Origin of the sequence: Haladaptatus sp. AB643 (assembly GCF_024136975.1) — an archaeon.
GTDB lineage: Archaea > Halobacteriota > Halobacteria > Halobacteriales > Haladaptataceae > Haladaptatus.
The window spans coordinates 355,716-374,191 of the sequence record NZ_JAMYJW010000004.1; the positions used below are offsets into that span (position 1 = coordinate 355,716).

21 protein-coding genes and 1 pseudogene are annotated in these 18,476 nt (G+C 62.0%); 10 read left to right on the forward strand and 12 right to left on the reverse strand.

Annotated features, from left to right (window positions below):
- Window positions 1-262 precede the first annotated feature (262 nt).
- Together NKF25_RS11070 and NKF25_RS11075 are read left to right on the forward strand one after the other, a co-directional pair.
- A complete protein-coding gene (locus NKF25_RS11070; RefSeq protein ID WP_253226727.1) occupies window positions 263-739 on the forward strand; it encodes an AsnC family transcriptional regulator in 477 nt (158 codons plus the stop codon).
- 105 nt (window positions 740-844) lie between these two features.
- Window positions 845-1,150, forward strand: coding sequence for a HalOD1 output domain-containing protein (locus NKF25_RS11075; RefSeq protein ID WP_253226728.1), 306 nt, complete (start codon window positions 845-847; stop codon window positions 1,148-1,150).
- Here the strand turns inward: NKF25_RS11075 and NKF25_RS11080 are convergent, their stop codons facing one another.
- The 5 genes from NKF25_RS11080 to NKF25_RS11100 all read right to left on the reverse strand — a co-directional run bounded on the left by NKF25_RS11080 (window position 1,151) and on the right by NKF25_RS11100 (window position 4,715).
- On the reverse strand, window positions 1,151-1,759 hold the full coding sequence (locus tag NKF25_RS11080; RefSeq protein ID WP_253226729.1) for a uracil-DNA glycosylase: 609 nt from the start codon (window positions 1,757-1,759) through the stop codon (window positions 1,151-1,153).
- A 9-nt stretch (window positions 1,760-1,768) separates the two neighbouring features.
- Complete coding sequence (locus NKF25_RS11085; RefSeq protein ID WP_253226730.1) at window positions 1,769-3,052, reverse strand: ribonuclease R family protein; 1,284 nt, start codon at window positions 3,050-3,052, stop codon at window positions 1,769-1,771.
- 42 nt (window positions 3,053-3,094) lie between these two features.
- Window positions 3,095-3,397: a hypothetical protein gene (locus tag NKF25_RS11090; RefSeq protein WP_253226731.1), complete on the reverse strand. Its 303-nt coding sequence runs from the start codon at window positions 3,395-3,397 to the stop codon at window positions 3,095-3,097.
- A 58-nt stretch (window positions 3,398-3,455) separates the two neighbouring features.
- Window positions 3,456-3,935, reverse strand: a complete 480-nt coding sequence (locus NKF25_RS11095; protein WP_253226732.1) for an RNA-binding protein — start codon at window positions 3,933-3,935, stop codon at window positions 3,456-3,458.
- A gap of 75 nt (window positions 3,936-4,010) precedes the next feature.
- On the reverse strand, window positions 4,011-4,715 hold the full coding sequence (locus NKF25_RS11100; RefSeq protein ID WP_253226733.1) for a DUF1028 domain-containing protein: 705 nt from the start codon (window positions 4,713-4,715) through the stop codon (window positions 4,011-4,013).
- A 114-nt stretch (window positions 4,716-4,829) separates the two neighbouring features.
- On the opposite strand from NKF25_RS11100, the gene sepF reads away from it, so the two are divergent.
- Entirely contained in the window at window positions 4,830-5,189 is a 360-nt protein-coding gene (sepF, locus tag NKF25_RS11105) for a cell division protein SepF (RefSeq protein ID WP_066144483.1), read from the forward strand.
- On the opposite strand, the gene NKF25_RS11110 is transcribed toward sepF, so the two are convergent.
- From NKF25_RS11110 to NKF25_RS11120, 3 genes are read right to left on the reverse strand one after another with little or no spacing between them, the layout of a single operon-like run.
- Entirely contained in the window at window positions 5,186-5,578 is a 393-nt protein-coding gene (locus NKF25_RS11110; protein ID WP_253226734.1) for a DUF5611 family protein, read from the reverse strand. The two genes, sepF and NKF25_RS11110, sit on opposite strands and share 4 nt — an antisense overlap.
- 50 nt (window positions 5,579-5,628) lie before the next feature.
- Window positions 5,629-6,513, reverse strand: coding sequence for an oxidoreductase (locus NKF25_RS11115; RefSeq protein ID WP_253226735.1), 885 nt, complete (start codon window positions 6,511-6,513; stop codon window positions 5,629-5,631).
- A 52-nt stretch (window positions 6,514-6,565) separates the two neighbouring features.
- Window positions 6,566-7,204: an FAD-dependent oxidoreductase gene (locus NKF25_RS11120; protein WP_253226736.1), complete on the reverse strand. Its 639-nt coding sequence runs from the start codon at window positions 7,202-7,204 to the stop codon at window positions 6,566-6,568.
- A gap of 93 nt (window positions 7,205-7,297) precedes the next feature.
- On the opposite strand from NKF25_RS11120, the pseudogene NKF25_RS11125 reads away from it, so the two are divergent.
- From NKF25_RS11125 to NKF25_RS11135, 3 genes and pseudogenes are all read left to right on the forward strand, one after another.
- Window positions 7,298-9,051: pseudogene (locus NKF25_RS11125) on the forward strand (2-oxoacid:acceptor oxidoreductase subunit alpha).
- Complete coding sequence (locus NKF25_RS11130; RefSeq protein WP_253226737.1) at window positions 9,048-9,911, forward strand: 2-oxoacid:ferredoxin oxidoreductase subunit beta; 864 nt, start codon at window positions 9,048-9,050, stop codon at window positions 9,909-9,911. Before NKF25_RS11125 ends, NKF25_RS11130 begins: the two are co-directional and overlap by 4 nt.
- Window positions 9,912-10,274: 363 nt before the next feature.
- Window positions 10,275-11,507 carry a digeranylgeranylglycerophospholipid reductase gene (locus NKF25_RS11135; protein ID WP_253226800.1) on the forward strand — a complete coding sequence of 411 codons (1,233 nt, stop codon included), beginning with the start codon at window positions 10,275-10,277 and terminating at the stop codon, window positions 11,505-11,507.
- Between the two features lie 47 nt (window positions 11,508-11,554).
- Here NKF25_RS11135 and NKF25_RS11140 read toward each other — a convergent pair whose 3' ends face one another.
- The gene (locus NKF25_RS11140) at window positions 11,555-11,713 is read right to left on the reverse strand and encodes a hypothetical protein (RefSeq protein ID WP_253226738.1); all 159 of its coding nucleotides are present in this window, start codon (window positions 11,711-11,713) and stop codon (window positions 11,555-11,557) included.
- On the opposite strand from NKF25_RS11140, the gene NKF25_RS11145 reads away from it, so the two are divergent.
- Window positions 11,712-13,001 (forward strand): NUDIX domain-containing protein, encoded by a 1,290-nt coding sequence (locus NKF25_RS11145; protein WP_253226739.1) that lies wholly within the window; start codon window positions 11,712-11,714, stop codon window positions 12,999-13,001. The genes NKF25_RS11140 and NKF25_RS11145 overlap by 2 nt on opposite strands.
- Window positions 13,002-13,291: 290 nt before the next feature.
- Complete coding sequence (ddh, locus tag NKF25_RS11150; protein WP_253226740.1) at window positions 13,292-14,227, forward strand: D-2-hydroxyacid dehydrogenase; 936 nt, start codon at window positions 13,292-13,294, stop codon at window positions 14,225-14,227.
- 99 nt (window positions 14,228-14,326) lie between these two features.
- Here ddh and NKF25_RS11155 read toward each other — a convergent pair whose 3' ends face one another.
- From NKF25_RS11155 to NKF25_RS11165, 3 genes are all read right to left on the reverse strand, one after another.
- Window positions 14,327-15,454, reverse strand: coding sequence for a M20/M25/M40 family metallo-hydrolase (locus NKF25_RS11155; RefSeq protein WP_253226741.1), 1,128 nt, complete (start codon window positions 15,452-15,454; stop codon window positions 14,327-14,329).
- Window positions 15,455-15,535: 81 nt separating this feature from the next.
- On the reverse strand, window positions 15,536-15,838 hold the full coding sequence (locus NKF25_RS11160; protein WP_253226742.1) for a hypothetical protein: 303 nt from the start codon (window positions 15,836-15,838) through the stop codon (window positions 15,536-15,538).
- A gap of 99 nt (window positions 15,839-15,937) precedes the next feature.
- Window positions 15,938-16,099 (reverse strand): hypothetical protein, encoded by a 162-nt coding sequence (locus NKF25_RS11165; protein ID WP_253226743.1) that lies wholly within the window; start codon window positions 16,097-16,099, stop codon window positions 15,938-15,940.
- Window positions 16,100-16,180: 81 nt separating this feature from the next.
- On the opposite strand from NKF25_RS11165, the gene NKF25_RS11170 reads away from it, so the two are divergent.
- Window positions 16,181-18,013: a PINc/VapC family ATPase gene (locus NKF25_RS11170; protein ID WP_253226744.1), complete on the forward strand. Its 1,833-nt coding sequence runs from the start codon at window positions 16,181-16,183 to the stop codon at window positions 18,011-18,013.
- 179 nt (window positions 18,014-18,192) lie between these two features.
- Entirely contained in the window at window positions 18,193-18,441 is a 249-nt protein-coding gene (locus NKF25_RS11175) for a DUF4242 domain-containing protein (RefSeq protein ID WP_150123107.1), read from the forward strand.
- Window positions 18,442-18,476 lie beyond the last annotated feature (35 nt).

An 18,476-nucleotide genomic window follows, 5' to 3' on the forward strand; every position in this document is an offset into this window, starting at 1 on the left:
GACCACCGTTTCACCGAGTTTTTTCCGAGGACGCCTCGCTTATTCGGAATATAATAAAGGGGGTAGCGGTATTCGTATGAAATACGCCCGAAGCCCGGGTGTACTACCAGGCAAGTGTTCGACGGTGCCGGAGGCTCTGGTGGCGAGTTGGCTTCTCGCCATGTTTCGGCCATGCCTCCCACGAAAGTTTGTCATCTCGAACGCGTGCCGACTTTTTAGGAACAGGGTATGAATAGTGAGTAGCGGTTTCGATAACAGACCAATGAGCCACGACACACTTGACGACGTAGACCGGGGCATCCTTCACTTGCTCCAAGAGGACGCACGCAATATGACGACGACGGAAATCGGGGATGCTGTGGGTGTCTCCGCCAGTACCGTCGGAAATCGACTCCAACGTCTCGAAGAGGCGGGAGTCATCAGAGGCTATCACCCACAGATCGACTACCACGAAGCGGGATTCCCGCTCCGCGTTCTCTTCATCTGTACCGCTCCGATCCCCGAGCGCGAGGAACTGGCGGCGGAGGCACTCGACGCGTCGGGCGTCGTCAACGTCAAGGAGATCATGGTCGGCGTGCAGAACCTCCACGTCGAGGCGGTCGCAACGACCCGCGAGGACGCGACCGAGGTCAGCAAACAACTCGACGACATGGGTCTAGATGTCGTCGATCAACTGCTGGTGAAAGACGAACACATGCAACCGTACGACCACTTCGGTCAGAAGGACGTCTCCGATTGAAGTCGTGATTATTTCGAAATTGGGGAAATACTATCTTTAGGATGGTATTTACACAGATTTATCCGACATACTTAACCATTGACGAATCTTAAGAGAAGTACTGGAATGGAACATACTTCCTACCATTTGCAGGACGGCGAGCGGCCCAGTACCGCCGTCGTCAACGCGATCGCGGATCACGAGGACGCGTCACCCGACGAGATCGGTCCACGTCTATACGACGCGGTGGACCCCGATGCATTGGACTCGTTGTTTCGGCCGCGAGTCGATGGGCAGGATCGGATCGGCGGCAAAGCGGTATTTAGCTACCGCGGTTACGAGATCACGTACGAAAGCGACGGGATGATACACATCACGGACGACACAGACACACCGTCCGGTGCATCCGAAACAGCACCTGCTGACGAGTGATCAAACCAACGCCGAGAGTTCGGAACCGATAGCCGCAATGTATTCCGGTCGGTCGTAGCCGAGTCGCTTCCGCCAGACGTTCTCGTACGATGGATGAAGCAGTGGCAAAGCCGTCACGCCGAGTCGCTCGCATTCGACCGGCGAGAGCACGCGTTCGAGAAAGCCGTTCATTCGAATCGACTCGAAGTCAAACAGGAGTTTCGTGGCGTGTTTTCCCGTCGTGACGACGACGGACGGGCCGACCTGTTCGATTTCCGTTTGCAAGTGCTCGAAGCAGTTCGCCAACTCCTCGGCACGCGGCTCGCGGTTCGAGCCGTCGTCCCCCTCGGGAAAGCACTTCACGGCGTTGGTGAAGTACGCGTCGTAGCCGAGTTCGTCGAACACCCTGCGAATCTTCCGTCCCGAGTGTCGCGTGGTGTACGCCATTCCCGTCCAGTTGCCGCCCTGCCACAGGTCCGCGTCCGGCGCGCCAGCACCGGGTGCTTCGCCGACGACCATCACGTCGGCATCCAACGGACCGGTCCCCCACGAGATGCGGTTTCGACACGCGGCGAGTTCGGGACAGCGCGAGCAGTTCGGTTCGAGAACGTTGCGGGAGTCGGGGAACATCGATCGCGTCTACTCGTCGTCCTCGACGACCTCGATGCCGCGGTTGTTGACCGCGTTGGGGTCGAGTCCGACCTCTTCGAGGAACTGTTTGTACTCGCGCTCACAGGCTTCCGCGTCGGCCTGTTTGTCGCTGGCGCGATCACACAGCGCTACGAGGTCCTCCGGGACATCGTTGGTGTAGACGATCCAGTGGTTGATGAGGTCCGAGAGCCGCCGGATCGGGCTGGTGAAGTGGCCGTAAATCTCGAAGTTCAGCGCGTGGTGGCCGCCGAACGGGTCGCTCATGTAGCGAGCGCGGGGCATCACCTTCATGACGGCCCACTGGATCTTGTCGAGCTGTCGGCCCGGCGCTTCCTCCAGCGTGGCGTTGACGGCCATCCGCGGGTCGTCCCACGTACTACCCGGAATCGAAACGCCGTTCAAGTCCTGTATCTCCTGGAGCGCCTTACCCCACTCGTCGGGCGTCGGCTGTGGGTGGACGCGGTACATCGCCTCGACGCCACGGCCCCACATCAGTTCGTGCGTGACGGCCTTGTTCGCCTTCAGCATCGACTCCTCGATGATGGTGTGGGCGCGGTCACGTCGCGGGTTCAGGACGAGACTGCCGTCCTCCTTTCGCTGCTCGTGCATCCGGTCGGCGAGTTCGAAGGAGAGTTTGCACTCCTCGTGGAGCGGGGCGTCCTCGTCGTCCAGTCGCTCCTCGGCCTGCGAGTAGGTGAGTCGCTCGTCGCTCCGGATGACGGATTTGTAGATGTCGATGGTCTCGTACGAGAGGTTCTCCTTGTCGAGGTGCATCTCGACGGTGTGGGCGAGGCGGTCCTCGTTGGGGACCAGCGAACAGACCGTCTCGGCCAGCATCGGCGGGAGCATGTGGATCGTGTAGGCGGGGAGATACACCGTGTTACCGCGTTTGACCGCTTCCTCCCACATGTTCGATTCGGGGTGGACGTAGTGGGTCACGTCGGCGATGTGAACCCAGAGAACGTACTCGTCCTCGTGCTCCTCGACGGAGATGGCGTCGTCGAAGTCCTGTGCGTCGACGGGGTCGGTCGTCCACGTCGTCATCTCGCGCAGGTCTTTTCGTTCCTCGACTTCGTCCTGAATCTCCTGTTGGATGTTCTCGGTTCGTTTCTCGGCCTCCGTCATCACGGGGCCGGGAAACCCGTCCCTGATTTCGAACTTCTCGAACAGCTGTTCGCGCTTGCTGTCGAGTCGCTCGGCGAGATCTTCGGAGATTTCGACCGGGCCTTGGCCTTCGGCGGTGCCCGCCTCAGCCTGTGCGTCGCTCGTCATGCCCGCTGATAAGGGAGTTGGGAAGTTAGGCGTATCGACTGACTATCCTTCCCGTTCTTCCAGCGGGCCGTATCGGTCTCGGATGGCGGTTTCGTACCGGGCTAAAAACTCGTCCTGTTCGACGTGGTCGGCGTCCATCTCCACGAGAAGCCCCTCCAACTCGTCGCGGGGCTGATGACACAACTCGCGGTGACACGCCTTGCAGAGGTGCTCGAAGGTCTTTCCGTTGCGCTCCCAGCGATTCCCCTCCTTGTCGTACTCGCGCGCCGCGGAGCGCCGAACGGCATCGCCACACGCGATACAGTCGACCGACTTTTTCTCCCGGGTCCACCGGGAACCCAACATATCACGCCCTTCGACGCCCTCACACTTCGCCTTTTTGCCGGGAACGTTTCGGGTCCGATCAGACCACGAATTCGTAGAGGTCGTCCCCGACGAAGTGAACGGATTCGACCACCTTGCCGGAGTCGCCGACCATCTCGTCGCCGTCCGTCTTCGCACGGCCGATGGCGAGCACCTTGCCGTGGGTCTCCTCGGCGATAGCCACGAGGTCGCCCGATTCGATGTCGTCGCTCGCTTCCACGATTCCGGGCCGCATCACGTCGGCACCGTCGCTGACGAACGAGACGGCACCCGCGTCCACGGTGACGACGCGCTTCGTCGGCGGGTAGGCGTTCGCACCCTGAACGGTGAGGAACGGTTCGCCGTCGGTGTAGAAGACCGTCGGTTCCCCGTCCACGAGGACGATGTCGAAGGCCGAATCCTCCAGTTCCACGAGTTCGTAGGTGTCGGCATCGAGTTCGACGCCGAGGGTGTCTTCGAGCGCCGCGTCGATCTCCCGAACCTCGTCGCTCCGGAGATGATGGCGAGATTTGACTTCCATAATCCGTCGTGCGTTCGTCTCGTCTATAAACCCACCCGTTTCGACCGGCATCGTCCGCATCGAGGGTCGTACGTGCTACGTGTCGTCGTTCCCGTCATCGTTGGCCGCTTCGTAGCGCTCGACGGCGGCGGTGAACCCGTCACCGGCGAGTTCGTAGGCCTCCCGCAGGTCCCTGATCGGCGTTTCGGTCGCGTCCACGCGCAGATCGTTGTAGTACGGATCCGTCTCCTTGGGTTCGGTCGTCTCGATCAACAGCGCGGCGCTCTGGACGGTCAGTTCCTCGCGCTTGTCCCCGCCTTCGGCGTAGCCCGCGGCCAGCGCGTCGATGAGCCGTTGGGCGAGCGGCCGGTCCTCGTCCGCGCTTTCGCGGTACGCGCGTGCCGTCTCGGCGACGACGGATTCGCCGGTCAGCAAGTTCCCGGCGACGGTGTAGTTCTCGCCGCTTTCGTGGCCGTACCAGCCGTGACACTCCTCCCCGGAAAAGGTGAACGTCCCCTCCGCGTCCACGCCGTGCAGTTGTCGGTTCTCCGCCCCTTCGTCGGCGTTGAGCAGCGCCGTGAGCGCATCGTCGATCGCGAGGCCGTCGTCCACGTACTCGATTCCCTTCCGTCCGAGTTCGACGTTGACGAGGCTCTGGGTGGCGATCGCCCCGTTTTCGCTGGCGAACGGACAGAGCGTTCCGACCCCCGGAAGGCGTGTCGTCACCGCGACGCCGAACCGCGTCTGGTCGTCCCCGCTTTCGTCCGTGTACTCCTCTCGGACACAGATGCTGAACGTCATGGAGAGGGGAACAAAGCGTGCGAGCAAAAAAGCGCGTTATTTACCTGCTCTACGTGCTCGCTCGTCGCTCCGTCTGACGTAAGAACTATACTCGTTCGATTGCCCCGTAGTTCTATGGGATTCATGAATAAGATTCTCGGCGAAACGCAATCGGGAAGCGCCGGGGATTATGTCGAGCTGGATTTGGACGATTTCGAGACCACACCCAGCGAGTCAGGATTGAACGTTCACATCGCCGAGATCCAAGGACAGCAGGACGTTATCGCCATCAAAGACGCCGTCTACGACGGCGACATCGTTATCGCTGATATCACTCGACTTCGAACGCAGGACACCACCGTCGAGCGCATCACTGACGAACTCCAGCAGGTCGCCCGCGAAGTCAACGGCGACATCGTTCAGAAAGGTGATGACCAACTTATCGTGACGCCGACCGGTGTCAACGTCAGTCGAACAAAACTCGGTCGGAATTAGACGTCGTCCGGCGTGTCCGCGTCGTCTTCGACGGTTCGTTTCAGCGAGTCACGGCGTGCCTTCGCGTCGCGGCCGGTCGCTTCGAGAAGGAACTCGTTTTTCTTGCTCACCGCGTCGGCAGCAGCGTCGGCGTTCCCCTCCGCGATGACGTCCTCGGCGGGACGCTCCTCGAAGTCAACGGCGAGTTTGTCCTTCTTTCCGCTGTACGATGCGGCACCGGCCACGATTCGCTTGAAAACGGGGTTGTCCGGTTCTTCGACCACGTAGAGTTCGTGTCCGTTGAAATCCTCGGTGGCCGTTATGGGACCGAAGTAGTCCTCGATGCTCGCTTTCAGGTCGGGCATTCGGTCTTCGAGATGCTCACCGCGTCGCATTTTGTATTCTTTCATGAGTTGGACCCAGATTAGAGGGGTGGATGTTTACCCTTTTCGCGTCGTGTCTACTCGTGTTCGCTTAGGTATCCTTTCCGACACTCCGGGCAGATGTCCCCTGCGCGGAGTGACGAACCCGAGGCAGCACCGCCGAACTGCCCGCATTCGGGACAGATGAGTTCTGCGCTCGGACTCGATTCCGAAGCTTGGTCCGGTTTCGGTGCCTCCCGTGCGCGTGTGAATCCCGTTTCCCGCTGTGGTTCGGGCCGCGTGGTCCGCACGAACCCCGTTTCTTCACTGGGCTCGGCCTCCACGAACTCGGCATCGTCCTCCGCGTGAGGCGCGCTTTCCGGCGTCAATCCGCCACCGAAGCTCACCTCGACGTCGCTTCCGTCATCGACTTGCGCGTCGAATCCCTCGTCATCGAGTCCGGTATCGGGCCAGTCCGTCGACCCGCGGGCCGACTCGTCCACGTTCGTGTCCTCGGGGTCAGGCCACTCACCGTGACCACGGCCCCGTTCTTCGACCTCGTCGTCCTCGTCGTCGAGGATGACGCCGTCGTCCTCGTCCGCGCTCTCCGGCGGATGGAAGTCATCGTCGTTGAAACCGACTGGTTCCGGGTCCGACTCGACCGTCTCGTCGATGATTTCCGTCTCGGATTCCGGTCCGGTCGTCATCGGTTCGACCGATTCCTGTTCGGCCGGTGTCGGTTCTACCGATGCCGATCCCGCTAGCCCGTCTTCCGTCCTGCTTTCCATCGGCTCCGGTGTCGGTTCCGGTTCCTCGATCGTCGTGACTTCCTTGTTCTCGCTGATGATGCTTTCGGCACCACAGCGTTGGCATTTCTCGAACTCCCGAACCGTGACCACCACTTCGTTACCTTGCTCTTCGCGCTCGCGCTCGATTTCGGACTCGCCGTAGTCGTGGCCTAACAGCGAACATCTGAGACCCATTAAGTGTGGGTTATTTTCACGGTGTGATAAAAGGGTATTGTTTTTTCCAATATCAACCGAAGTTTTCGGACTTCGCCTCGTCCGGGTCGTGTCCGACCGTCGCCAGAACGTCCCGTGCCTCCGTCAGGAACGGCGTGAATCCGTAGATGAACACCTGTCCGTCCGCGCGCGCGAGAACTGTCCGCGCGTTCTCGCTCTCGGGAAGCGGTTCGTCGGTGATGACGACCGTCGCACCGCCCGCTTCCAGTTCCCGCAGTCGTCCCTCGTGGACGGGAGCGTCGTCCTGATAGACGATGGTCACGTCGCCGCCCTCCGCGAGCGCGCGCTCCCCGATTCCGACTGCCGGGCCGACACCCGGTCCGCCCGCGAGAACGACGACGCTCGGTTCGCCCTCGTAGTACGACCGCCCGAACGGACCGGCAATCTCCACCGTCTCGCCCGCACTGCGCGCCGCGAGCCACGGGCCGAGTTCGCCGTCCGGGTCGACGGCGACCGTGATCTCGAACGTCCCCTCAGCGTCGGGCGACGAAAGGGTGTAGTGGCGCGTGATCTCCTCGTCATCGACGGTTCCCGCGACTTGCAGGAACTGTCCCGGCCGAGCCGAAAAGTCCGAAGGGGCCTCGATCTCCAACGCGATTGTATTTCCGCCGACATTACTCACCGACTTCACTTCGACCTCAGTTCCATCCATATCGGACCTTTGGCCGTAAGTACCAAATTCCTTGCCGCTTCACCGAGTCCGCTTCAGAAGGCTTTTGATTTGCCACCGGGTAGCCTAGCAACGATGCAAGACCTGAACTGGGCCTCGGCGGCGAAGCCGGCGATGGAATCGATTCGACCGGGAAAATCTTTGCGCAAGCACTCTCCCGGGCGGGCCGACATGTCTTCACGTCGAAGGATTTCGCGTCCCGTATCCGAGGTGGGTACACCGCGTACAAGATTCGGTCGTCTACCGACCGAATCGAGAGCGTCGTGGACCGATTGGACATTCTCGTAGCACTGACCCAGCGGACGATCGACGAGAACCTCGATGAGCTTCACGAGGACAGCGTCATCATCTACGACGGGGAACGAACGGAGATGGAGGACGTCGACATCCCCGAGGAGATGATCGGGCTGGCCGTTCCGCTCCGCAGCCTCGCGAAGGACGCTGGCGGAACCATCATGCAGAACGTCGTCGCGCTCGGCGCGGCCTGCGAAGTAACGAACTTCCCCATCGAGAACCTCGACAGCGCACTCGAGAAGAAGTTCGGTTCCAAAGGTGAGGCCATCGTCGAGAACAACAAGAAAGCCGCCCTTCTCGGGCAGGAGTACGTCCAGGAGGAGTACGACCACGACTTCGCCTACGACATCGAGACGACGGACAACGACTACGTCCTACTCAACGGTGACGAGGCCATCGGCATGGGCGCACTCGCCGCAGGATGTCGGTTCTACTCCGGCTATCCGATCACCCCGGCGACGAACGTCATGGAGTATCTCACGGGCCGAATCGAGCACTTCGGCGGCACCGTGATGCAGGCCGAGGACGAACTGTCGGCCATCAACATGGCGCTCGGCGCGGCACGCGCAGGCGCACGTTCGATGACGGCGACGTCCGGTCCGGGTATCGACCTGATGACCGAGACGTTCGGCCTCATCGCACAGAGCGAGACGCCGCTCGTCATCTGTGACGTGATGCGCTCCGGTCCATCGACCGGGATGCCGACCAAGCAGGAACAGGGCGATTTGAACATGACGCTGTACGGTGGCCACGGCGAGATTCCGCGGTTCGTCGTCGCACCGACGAACATCGCCGAGTGTTTCCACAAGACCATCGAGGCGTTCAACTTCGCCGAGAAGTACCAGACGCCGGTCTTCCTGCTCGCCGACCTCGCGATGGCGGTCACCGAGCAGACGTTCGCGCCCGAGGAATTCGACATGGACGCGGTCGAAATCGACCGCGGAAACGTCGTGGACGAGGACGACATCGACGCGTGGACGGACGAACAGGACAGGTTCCAACCCCACTTCCCGACCGCGGACGGCATCAGCCCCCGCGCGTTCCCCGGAACGAAGGGCGGTGCCCACATGTCCACCGGTCTCGAACACAACGCGCTCGGTCGCCGGACGGAGGACACCGAGATTCGTGTCGAACAGGTCGACAAGCGCAACCGCAAGGTCGAGACGGCCAAGGAAGAGGAGGACTTGACGCCGCGCGAGTTCGGTGACGCCGACTCGGACACGCTCGTCATCTCGTGGGGGTCGAACGAAGGGCCGATGCGCGAAGCCCTCGACTTCCTCGAAGAGGACGACGTGAGCGTTCGGTTCCTCTCGGTTCCGTACATCTTCCCGCGTCCCGACCTCACCGAGGACATCGAGTCCGCGGACACGGTCATCGTGGTCGAGTGTAACGCCACCGGGCAGTTTGCCGACGTTCTCGAACACGACGCGCTTACCCGTGTCGAGCGGATAAACAAGTACAACGGTATCCGATTCAAGGCCGACGAATTGGCTGACGATATCAAGGCGAAACTCGGACAGGAGATAGAAGCATGAGTTCAGAGGTTCGATTCACCGACTTCAAGTCGGACAAGCAACCGACGTGGTGTCCCGGATGCGGTGACTTCGGGACGATGAACGGGATGATGAAAGCACTCGCCGAAACCGGCAACACGCCGGACGACACGTTCGTCGTCGCCGGTATCGGCTGCTCCGGTAAGATCGGGACGTTCATGCACTCCTACGCCATCCACGGCGTTCACGGACGTGCGCTCCCGGTCGGCACGGGTGTCAAACTCGCCAACCCCGACCTCGAAGTGATGGTCGCGGGTGGTGACGGTGACGGTTACTCCATCGGTGTGGGTCACTTCATCCACGCAGTTCGACGCAACGTGGATATGTCCTACATCGTCATGGACAACCGCATCTACGGACTGACGAAGGGACAGGCCTCGCCGACCAGCCGCGAGGACTTCGAGACGAGCACGACGCCGGAAGGCCCCAAACAGCCGCCGGTCAACCCGCTCGCGCTCGCCCTCTCGGCGGGCGCGACGTTCATTGCACAGTCCTTCTCGACGGACGCACAGCGTCACGCGGAAATCGTCCAGAAGGCCATCGAGCACGACGGCTTCGGCTTCGTGAACGTCTTCTCGCCGTGTGTCACGTTCAACGACGTGGACACGTACGACTACTACCGCGACGCCATCGTCGACCTCGCGGACGAGGGTCACGACCCGCACGACTACGACGCGGCAAAGGAGAAAATCCTCGACGCCAGCAAGGAGTATCAGGGCGTCATCTACCAGGACGAGGACAGCGTCCCGTACGGCGAACTCCACGGTCTCGGGAAGAACATGACCGAGATTCCGGACGGCGCACCCGAGGACGCGATGGACCTCGTGCGCGAGTTCTACTGAAGCAGTTCGGGTTCGATTTCTATTTCGTTTTTTCCGCGACGGCCGGGTAGTCTACCGGCTGTCGGCCGTCCATGGTAGTATGAGACATAGACACATCTGACCATCCGCTCACGACGAAAACCCGGTTCATCAAGCCGTTTGCGCCTGTTTTTTATGAGATGAACGGTAAGAAGGTATAGAGATGACTGCGGACATGTGTACTGTCGTTAGCGGCACCGGGTGTTCCCCCGCCGCGACGACATTCGACTCTTATGACACTGGCCGACGCTGCGACGGAACCGACGGCCGTTCGACCGCCGATTCCCCCTCATTGCAAGCGTTCGAAACGGAGGAACCCTCCTCATGCGCGACGAAGGTGACGGCATGAGCGAGCACTACGATGTGATCATCGCAGGTGCGGGTCCCGCCGGTGCACAGTGTGCGCGGGACTTGGCCCAGCGTGGCTACGAGGTCGTCGTTCTCGAAGCCGAGAAGGAAGACGGCTTCCCACAACAGAGCAACAAATCGACCGCCGGGACGTTCTCGTCGATGATGGCGGCGTTCGGCATCCCGGACGAAGTCGTGATGAACTACACCGACAACGTCGTCCTGGAATCCCCGAACGAGTACTTCGCCAAGTCCCAACCGGGTGCAGTTCTCGAATTCGCTGATTTCAAGCGCTTCTTGGTGGAGGATAGCCGGGAGGAAGGTGCTGAATACTGGTTCGGCTCCCGCGTCGCGAAACCCATCATGGAGCACAACGATATCGTCGGGGTTCGCTACTCCGGCAACCAGGAAGTGTACGGCGACATCATCATCGACGCGACCGGTCCGAGCGCCCCGCTCGCAAAGCATCTCGGCGTGAGCGACCTCAAGCGCGAGAATCAGGCCATCGGCGTCGAGTTCGAGATGGAAGGCATCGATATCGACCCCGAGGGATATGCCGACCTCACCGACGCGATGATGCTTCGACTCGACCACGACCTCGCGCCCGGCGGCTACTCGTGGATCTTCCACACGGGCGAGGACACGGCAAAGGTCGGACTCTGTTACATCCAGAACGAGAGTCACAGCGACTACGCCAAGGAGGGCATGGGCATCGACGACTACCTCCAGTACTGGCTCGACAACGACCCACGGTTCGAGAACGCGGAACGAATCGAAGGCAAGCAACACCGTGGCTCCGCCCACATCCAGACGCCGGGCGCGCTCTCCACGGACAACTTCATGGCCATCGGCGACACCGTTCCGACCATCGACCCGCTCTGGGGCGAGGGTATCCACGTCGGCATGAAGTCCGCACGCGCGGCGGCGATAACCGCCGACCGCTGTTTCATGACGACCACCCCCGACACGTCGGCGGACAACATGTCCATCTACGACAATCTTTGGCACAGCAACGTCGCACCTAACGCCCGGATGCGCTTGCTGATGACGCAACTGCTCTACCTCGCCAAAAACGAGCGCTACGACACGCTGATTCGTGACCTCAAACAGCTCAGTCACAGCACGCTGGCGAACGCGAACAACGGGCAGATTCGCGGCATGCTCAAACTGATCCACAAGGAAGATATCCCGCTCCTCAAGCGGTTCATCAAAGAACGGCTCCCGATGTAACGGTCGGTTCCCGAATTACTCTCTGTTTTACTCGATTCTCGAAGTGCTCACGTATCGAAATCCGTCTCCGTTTTCGACGATGCGCTCCCGCTCTGGTGAATTCTCGCCCGATACTTTTCGAGCGCCTCGTCCAAGGCGTCGTCCGCGTCCACGTCGAGGGCGTTCGCCCACAGGTTGAACTCCCGCGCTCTCGTCGCTTCGCTCATGGACGAAACCCACGTCGTGACCTGTATGCTGCGCAACCGTGGGGAGGTGTTGCTCCTCCGGCGAAGCGAGGAGGTGGGGTCGTACTCCGGGCAGTGGGGAGGGGTGGCCGGACACGCGGAGGGGGACCCCGACGCCCTCGCGCGCGAGGAAATCGAGGAGGAGACCGGACTGCTGGACGACTGCACGTTCGTCCGAGCGGGCGACCCGTTCGAGGTGGACGACGAATCGCTGGACAAACGCTGGGTCGTGCATCCATACCTGTTCGACTGTGCGAGCCGGGACGTTCGAATCGACTGGGAGACGACCGAGGCGGAGTGGGTCCCACCGACGGAAATTCTCCGTCGCGAGACGGTACCTGATCTGTGGACCTCCTACGACCACATCGCGCCGACCGTCGAATCGGTCGCCGAGGACGCCGAACACGGGTCGGCGTATATCTCCGTCCGGGCGCTCGAAGTCCTTCGAGACCGAGCGGGAACGTGTGCGGTTCGCGGTGGCGGTGGTAGTGGTGGCGGTGGTGATGGCGGGAGCAGTGACTGGAACGAACTCACCGCCCTCGCCCGTGACTTGCTCGACGCGCGTCCGAGCATGGCCGCGCTGGGAAACCGCGTGAATCGCGCCATGGCCGACGCGAGCGGTTCGGGAGGGGACCCCGAGACAGTCGAACGCGCCGCTATCGAGGGCATCGAACGAGCCTACCGAGTGGACGAGGACGCGACGGAAAACGCCCGCGAGGAAATCGCCGACGCGGCGGTGCTCACGCTCTCGCGCTCGGGGACCGTGCTCGATGCGCTCCGGAACGCGGCGCGCGTGTTCGTCGCCGAATCGCGTCCCGCGAACGAGGGAGTTGGCGTGGCGGAGGCGCTGGCCGAGGGAACCGACGTGACCCTGCACACCGACGCCGCGACGGCGCACGTGCTGGCGACCGAAGAAATCGACTACGTCGTCGTCGGCGCGGATTCGGTGCTCCCGAGCGGCGACGTGGTGAACAAGACCGGAACGCGGGGCACGGCGCTCGCGGCGAACCGGGAGGACGTTCCCGTTCTCGTCGTCACCGCGACTGACAAGGTTCGGACGACGGACGAACCCGTGTTGGAGGACGGCTCACCGAATGCGGTGTACGACGGCGATGCGGACCTGTCGGTGGTGAATCCGACCTTCGACGTGACGCCCGCCGAACTCGTTTCCGGCTACGTGACCGAGCGCGGTATCCTGGACCGCGGAGGAATCGGTTCGGTGGCCGAGGAACTGGAAGGTCTCACCGGATGGCAGAACGAGAGTCGTTGAGTCAGCTTGCTGAACATCGTTCGGAGTCGTCGCTCGCAAGAGTCAAACCGTTCGAGCGGATACTCCCGCCCGGGCGGCGGTGACGAAAGTTACCCCCTCCGAGCCCCTTGTGACGAGGATTTCTCCCGAGCCGCCCTTCGAAATTTCGTCGAGTCGAATCTTCACACGCCTTCGAGCACCGCGACAGCCACCGCGCCCGATTTGGTACCGGGGTGACAGGAAACTATCGGTGAACCCGATCCGACTGCCGCCGTCCGAAGATTCATCCTGTCGCCGTGGGTACCCCCTCCATGGAGATTTCTCACCTCGGTGTCCACGAGTCCGTACGCGCCATCTTCCCTCCCGCGCAGTTGCGTGACGCGCTTTCGTCCGTCGACCCGACGGTCGTCGTCGTGGGCGACGACCCGGACGAGTTGGCGGACTGCGACGCGCTCGTCACCTTCGCGTACCGTGATTCGTTTCTCGATGCCGACCTCGAATGGATCCACTCGGTTCAGGCCGGATACGACCGCTTCCCGCTGGACGAGTTCGAGGACGCGGGGATCATTCTGACGAACAGCACGGGGATTCACGGCACCAGCGTCGGCGAGACCGTGTTGGGGACGATGCTCCAACTCGCCCGCCGTCTACACGTCTATACCCGCCAGCAGGGTGACCACGAGTGGAGTCGCCCGGACTGGGACGTGCCGTTCACGCTACAGGGCGAATCGCTCTGCGTCGTCGGTCTCGGCACGCTCGGACAGGGAATCGCCAAACGGGCCGACGCCATCGGTATGCACGTCACCGGCGTCCGCCGCTCGGCCGAGTCGGTTCCCCACGTCCGGACCGTCTACGCGGACGACCACCTCCACGAGGCCATCTCGAACGCCCGCTTCGTCGCGCTGGCCACCCCGCTCACCGCCGAGACGGAAGGGTTGATGGGAGAAGCGGAGTTCGACGCCATGCGTGACGACGCCTACTTCATCAACGTCGCCCGTGGCCCCTGCGCGGATCAGGATGCCTTGGTTGCCGCCCTGCAAGACGGGAGTATCGCCGGTGGCGTACTCGACGTGTTCGAGGAGGAGCCGTTACCCGAGAACTCGCCGCTCTGGGACATGGACGACGTCATCATCACGCCGCACGCCTCCGCCATGGAGGTGGATTACTACGATCACATCGCGGAACTGGTCCGGGAGAACGTCCAGCACATCGACGCCGACGAACAGCTTACGAACCGCGTCGTCTGAGTCGTGACTGGGCAGTCGATGCCCATCTCTCGGGAACTGCAATCACGGAAAGTACGACGGACAGAAAAGTCCCAACTCCGTACCCCACTCGCCACTGCCCTACAGTCGCTCGGCGGTGTTCAGGTAGGTCCGGTAACAGCGCTCCAGCACGTCGATGCCGACGCTCTCGTTCTTCGTGTGTGCTTCGCCGGGTTCTGAGGCACCGCAGACCACGCACGTCACGCCCGCTTGTGCCAGCCAGCCCGCGTCCGTGGCGTGGGGTTTCGTCACCTGTTTGGGGTCGTTGTCCTGTGCATCTTCCGCCGCCGCGAGCACGGTGTCGGCGAAGTCGGCGTCATCGCACTCCATCGGTGGCAAGTCCTGTTCGACGGACCACTCGACGCCGTCGAGTTCCTCGACCGCTTCGAGGGCGGCGCGTTCGCCGGGGACGGTGCGCTCGTCGATGGTGACGTCACAGGTCGCGGGAATGACGTTCCACGCGCTACCGCCCTCGATTTCGGTGGCGACGACGCTCCCCGAGAGTTCGTTCCCGAGGACGGAGACGGTGGGGACCGAACAGTCGCGCACGATGTCCACGGCGTCGGTGGCGCGATAGATCGCGTTCTCGCCCGCTTCGGGTTCACTGGCGTGGGCGGCCGTTCCGTGTGCCGTGATGGTGCTCGCCCGTCGGCCCCGGTGGGCGACGACGACGTCCGTGACGTCCCCTTTCGAGTAGTTCGTGGAGCCTTCGGCGATGATAGCACAGTCCGGAGCGAAGTCGTGGTCGATGGCGTAGCGTGCACCGGTCCCGCCGATCTCCTCGCCGACGAAACTGGCGAAGACGAGGTCGCAAGTCGGGTCGGCGTCGCGGAACGCGAGCATCGAGGCGGCGACGGAGCCTTTCATGTCCGCCGCGCCTCGCCCGTACAGCCGTCCGCCGCGTTCTTCGACCACGTAGTCGTCGCCGTCGGTCTGGGAGTCGTCCGGCGGAACGACGTCGTGGTGGCCGACGAACGCGAGGGACGTATCGGTCGTTCCATCGTCCGTCGTTCCGCGAGCGACGACGTTCCCGGACTGCGTCTGGGAGCCAGTCGCTCTTCGAGCGATGACGTTTCCTTTTCCGTCGCGGGTGACGTCGGCGTCCGTCTCCGATCGGAGCCATTCCTCGATACGGTCCCCCGCTGCCGTCTCGTCCTCGTGACTCGGAATCGAGACGAGGTCGCGGGTCAACTCGACCAGTTCGTCCATACACCCATCTGTTTGGCGGGGGGCTTAGTATCCAGCAACTCGGCAAGAACGGATCCGGAACTCACGTCCGGAGCGGTAGTTTCACGAGGTGAACTCGTCGGGACAGCAGTCGATTATTCGTTCCAAAAACGGGGTTTCCCGATATCGAACCGTCTCAGTCCGATCGTCGTAATCGACCATCGCGGTGTCCCGGAGATACGGAATGTGAACGTGTCGAAGACGTATTTCGGTTTGCTGTGCATTCCCCCCGAGTAGTTCGATCAGTTCTTCGACCGTCGCGGTGCCATCCGATGATTCGGAGAGGTAGTACAACAGTTGTCGCCGTTGTTCGTCCGAAAGCGTCTCGAACGTTTCATCGAGGCTCGCGGACGTGAGTGCTACCATCCTGCGCATTTTGTTCTGTCAGCCTTCTAATCTTGGCGCTTGCGATAGCAAGTGGCTTCGGCAGCAAGTGACGAAATTCGGAAGCGAACGGCGAAACCGTCAGATGCCACAGTCATCGACGTATTCGTACTCCGCGTAGCGGTCGAGTTTCCGTTCGACGGCGTCGAGAAGCCACTCTTCGACGGTTTCGTCCGCGAGGTCGGCTTCGATTCGGTCGCGTGTCTCGGCGTCGACGGTGAGAACGAGGTGGGCGTGACGCATCGACCCACATACGTTACCGACTACCAAAAGCATGACTCACACGCTGAAACCCTTATCAGGCTACCGCACGAACCGAGAGACATGAACGTAGTGCCGGATACGAGCGCCGTCGTCGATGGCCGGATTTCCCAGAAAGTCGGTGACGGTGACTTTGCCGGGGCGACGGTTCTCATCCCCGAAGCCGTCGTTAGCGAACTCGAATCGCAGGCGAACAAAGGAGAGGAGAGCGGTTGGGACGGTCTGTCGGAACTGCAGCGACTCGCGGACTTCGCGGACGCGGGCGACATCGATCTCGATTTCGTCGGGGTGCGCCCCGGACCCGAAGAGCAGGGGTACGCCCACCGCGGCGAGATAGACGCGCTCATCCGCGAACTGGCCGAGGAACACGACGCCACCTTCGTCACGAGCGACCTCGTGCAGAGCGAGGTGGCGAAAGCCAAGGGGTTGGACGTGGAGTACATCGCGCCGAAGACCGAGGACGTCGGCCGACTCAGTATCGAGGATTTCTTCGACGAGCAGACGATGAGCGTCCACCTCCGGTCGCGGGTGCCGCCGATGGCCAAACGCGGCGAGATCGGCGATATGCACTATCAGAAAATCCGTGACGACCCCTCGACCGACGAGGATCTCAAGGAGTACGCACAGGAGATCATCCAGAGCGCGAAACAGAGCAACGAGGGCTTCATCGAGATCGACGAACCGGGTATGACCATCGTCCAGTTCCGCGACTACCGTATCGCCATCGCGGAACCGCCGTTCGCGGACGCGTGGGAGATCACGGCGGTTCGACCCATCGTCAAGACCTCGCTGGACGACTACGAGCACGCGGACGAACTCCGCGGGCGACTCCTCGAACGCCAGCGCGGCGTTCTCATCTCCGGTGCACCCGGTGCCGGGAAATCCACCTTCGCACAAGCCGTCGCGGAATTCCTCGCGGACAACGACTTCGCCGTGAAGACGATGGAGAAACCTCGCGACTTGCAGGTCGGCCCGGAAGTCACCCAGTACACCGAGTTGGCTGGCGAGATGGAGAAGACCGCCGACTCCCTGCTGATGGTGCGGCCGGACTACACCATCTACGACGAGGTGCGGAAGACGAACGACTTCGAGGTGTTCGCCGACATGCGCCTCGCGGGCGTCGGCATGGTCGGCGTCGTCCACGCCACGCGACCGATCGACGCGCTGCAGCGGCTCATCGGCCGGGTCGAACTCGGCATGATTCCGCAGATCGTGGACACCGTCGTCTACATCGAAGCCGGGCAGATCGAGAAGGTGTACGACGTACGGACGAAGGTCAAGGTGCCCGCAGGCATGACCGAGGAGGACCTCGCCCGCCCCGTCATCCTCGTGGAGGAGTTCGAGACCGGAACGCCGGAATACGAGATCTACACCTTCAACCGGCAGGTCGTCACGGTCCCTTTGGAAGACGGTGACGAGAAGGAAACCGGCGTCTCGCGCCTCGCCCGACAGGAGATCGAGCGCGAAATCCAATCCGTCTCGCGCGGGCACGTCGACGTCGACCTGCAGGGGCAGAACAAGGCCGTCGTCTACGTGGACGAAAACGACATCTCCTACGTCATCGGCAAGGGCGGCGGTCGCATCGACGACATCGAGAACCGCCTCGGCATCGACATCGACGTGCGGACCCACGACGAGAAACCGTCCTCGGTCGGGACGACGGCGGTGGCTCCGAAGGGGAACGTCGTTACCCCCGAAATCACGTCGCGTCACGTCATCATCCCGCTCGACGGCCACGCCGGGGAGACCGTCGAGGTGCAGGCCGACGGCGAGTACCTGTTCACCGCAACGGTCGGCCGCGGCGGCGACATCCAGGTTTCCCGCGGCAGCGCCATCGCGGAGGAACTGGAGTACGCCATCGACAGGGAACGCCAGATCACGGTCGTTTCGGCGTAATTGGACAGCGTTCAGTCACTATTTGCTCGTGGGAAATCAGCCATCCGCGTCGATTTACGCAATCTTCACGAGCCGTCGTGGTGCTATCTCAAGAATACCCGTTCGAGTAGCTATCGTCCATCAGTAAACGTATCAATCAAAAATATTTATTCTGGTGTGTGTGCTAGATACAAGCTGCCATGCCACTATACATGGACGTACACCGGGGGGTAGAAGGGACCGCCGAAGACGTGGCGAGGGCACACGAGCAGGACATCGAGACCCAGGAAGAACACGGCGTGGAGTACAAGACCTATTGGGCAGGCGAGGACGAGGGAGTGGTCTTCTGCCTCTTCGAGGCACCGAACAAAGAAGCGGGCGAGAAGGTTCACCGGGAGGCACACGGACTCGTCGCCGACGAAATCTTCGAAGTCGAAGAAGGCGAGTGATCGTTCGTCTGTGCACCTCTGTTTTTAGTCGTGAT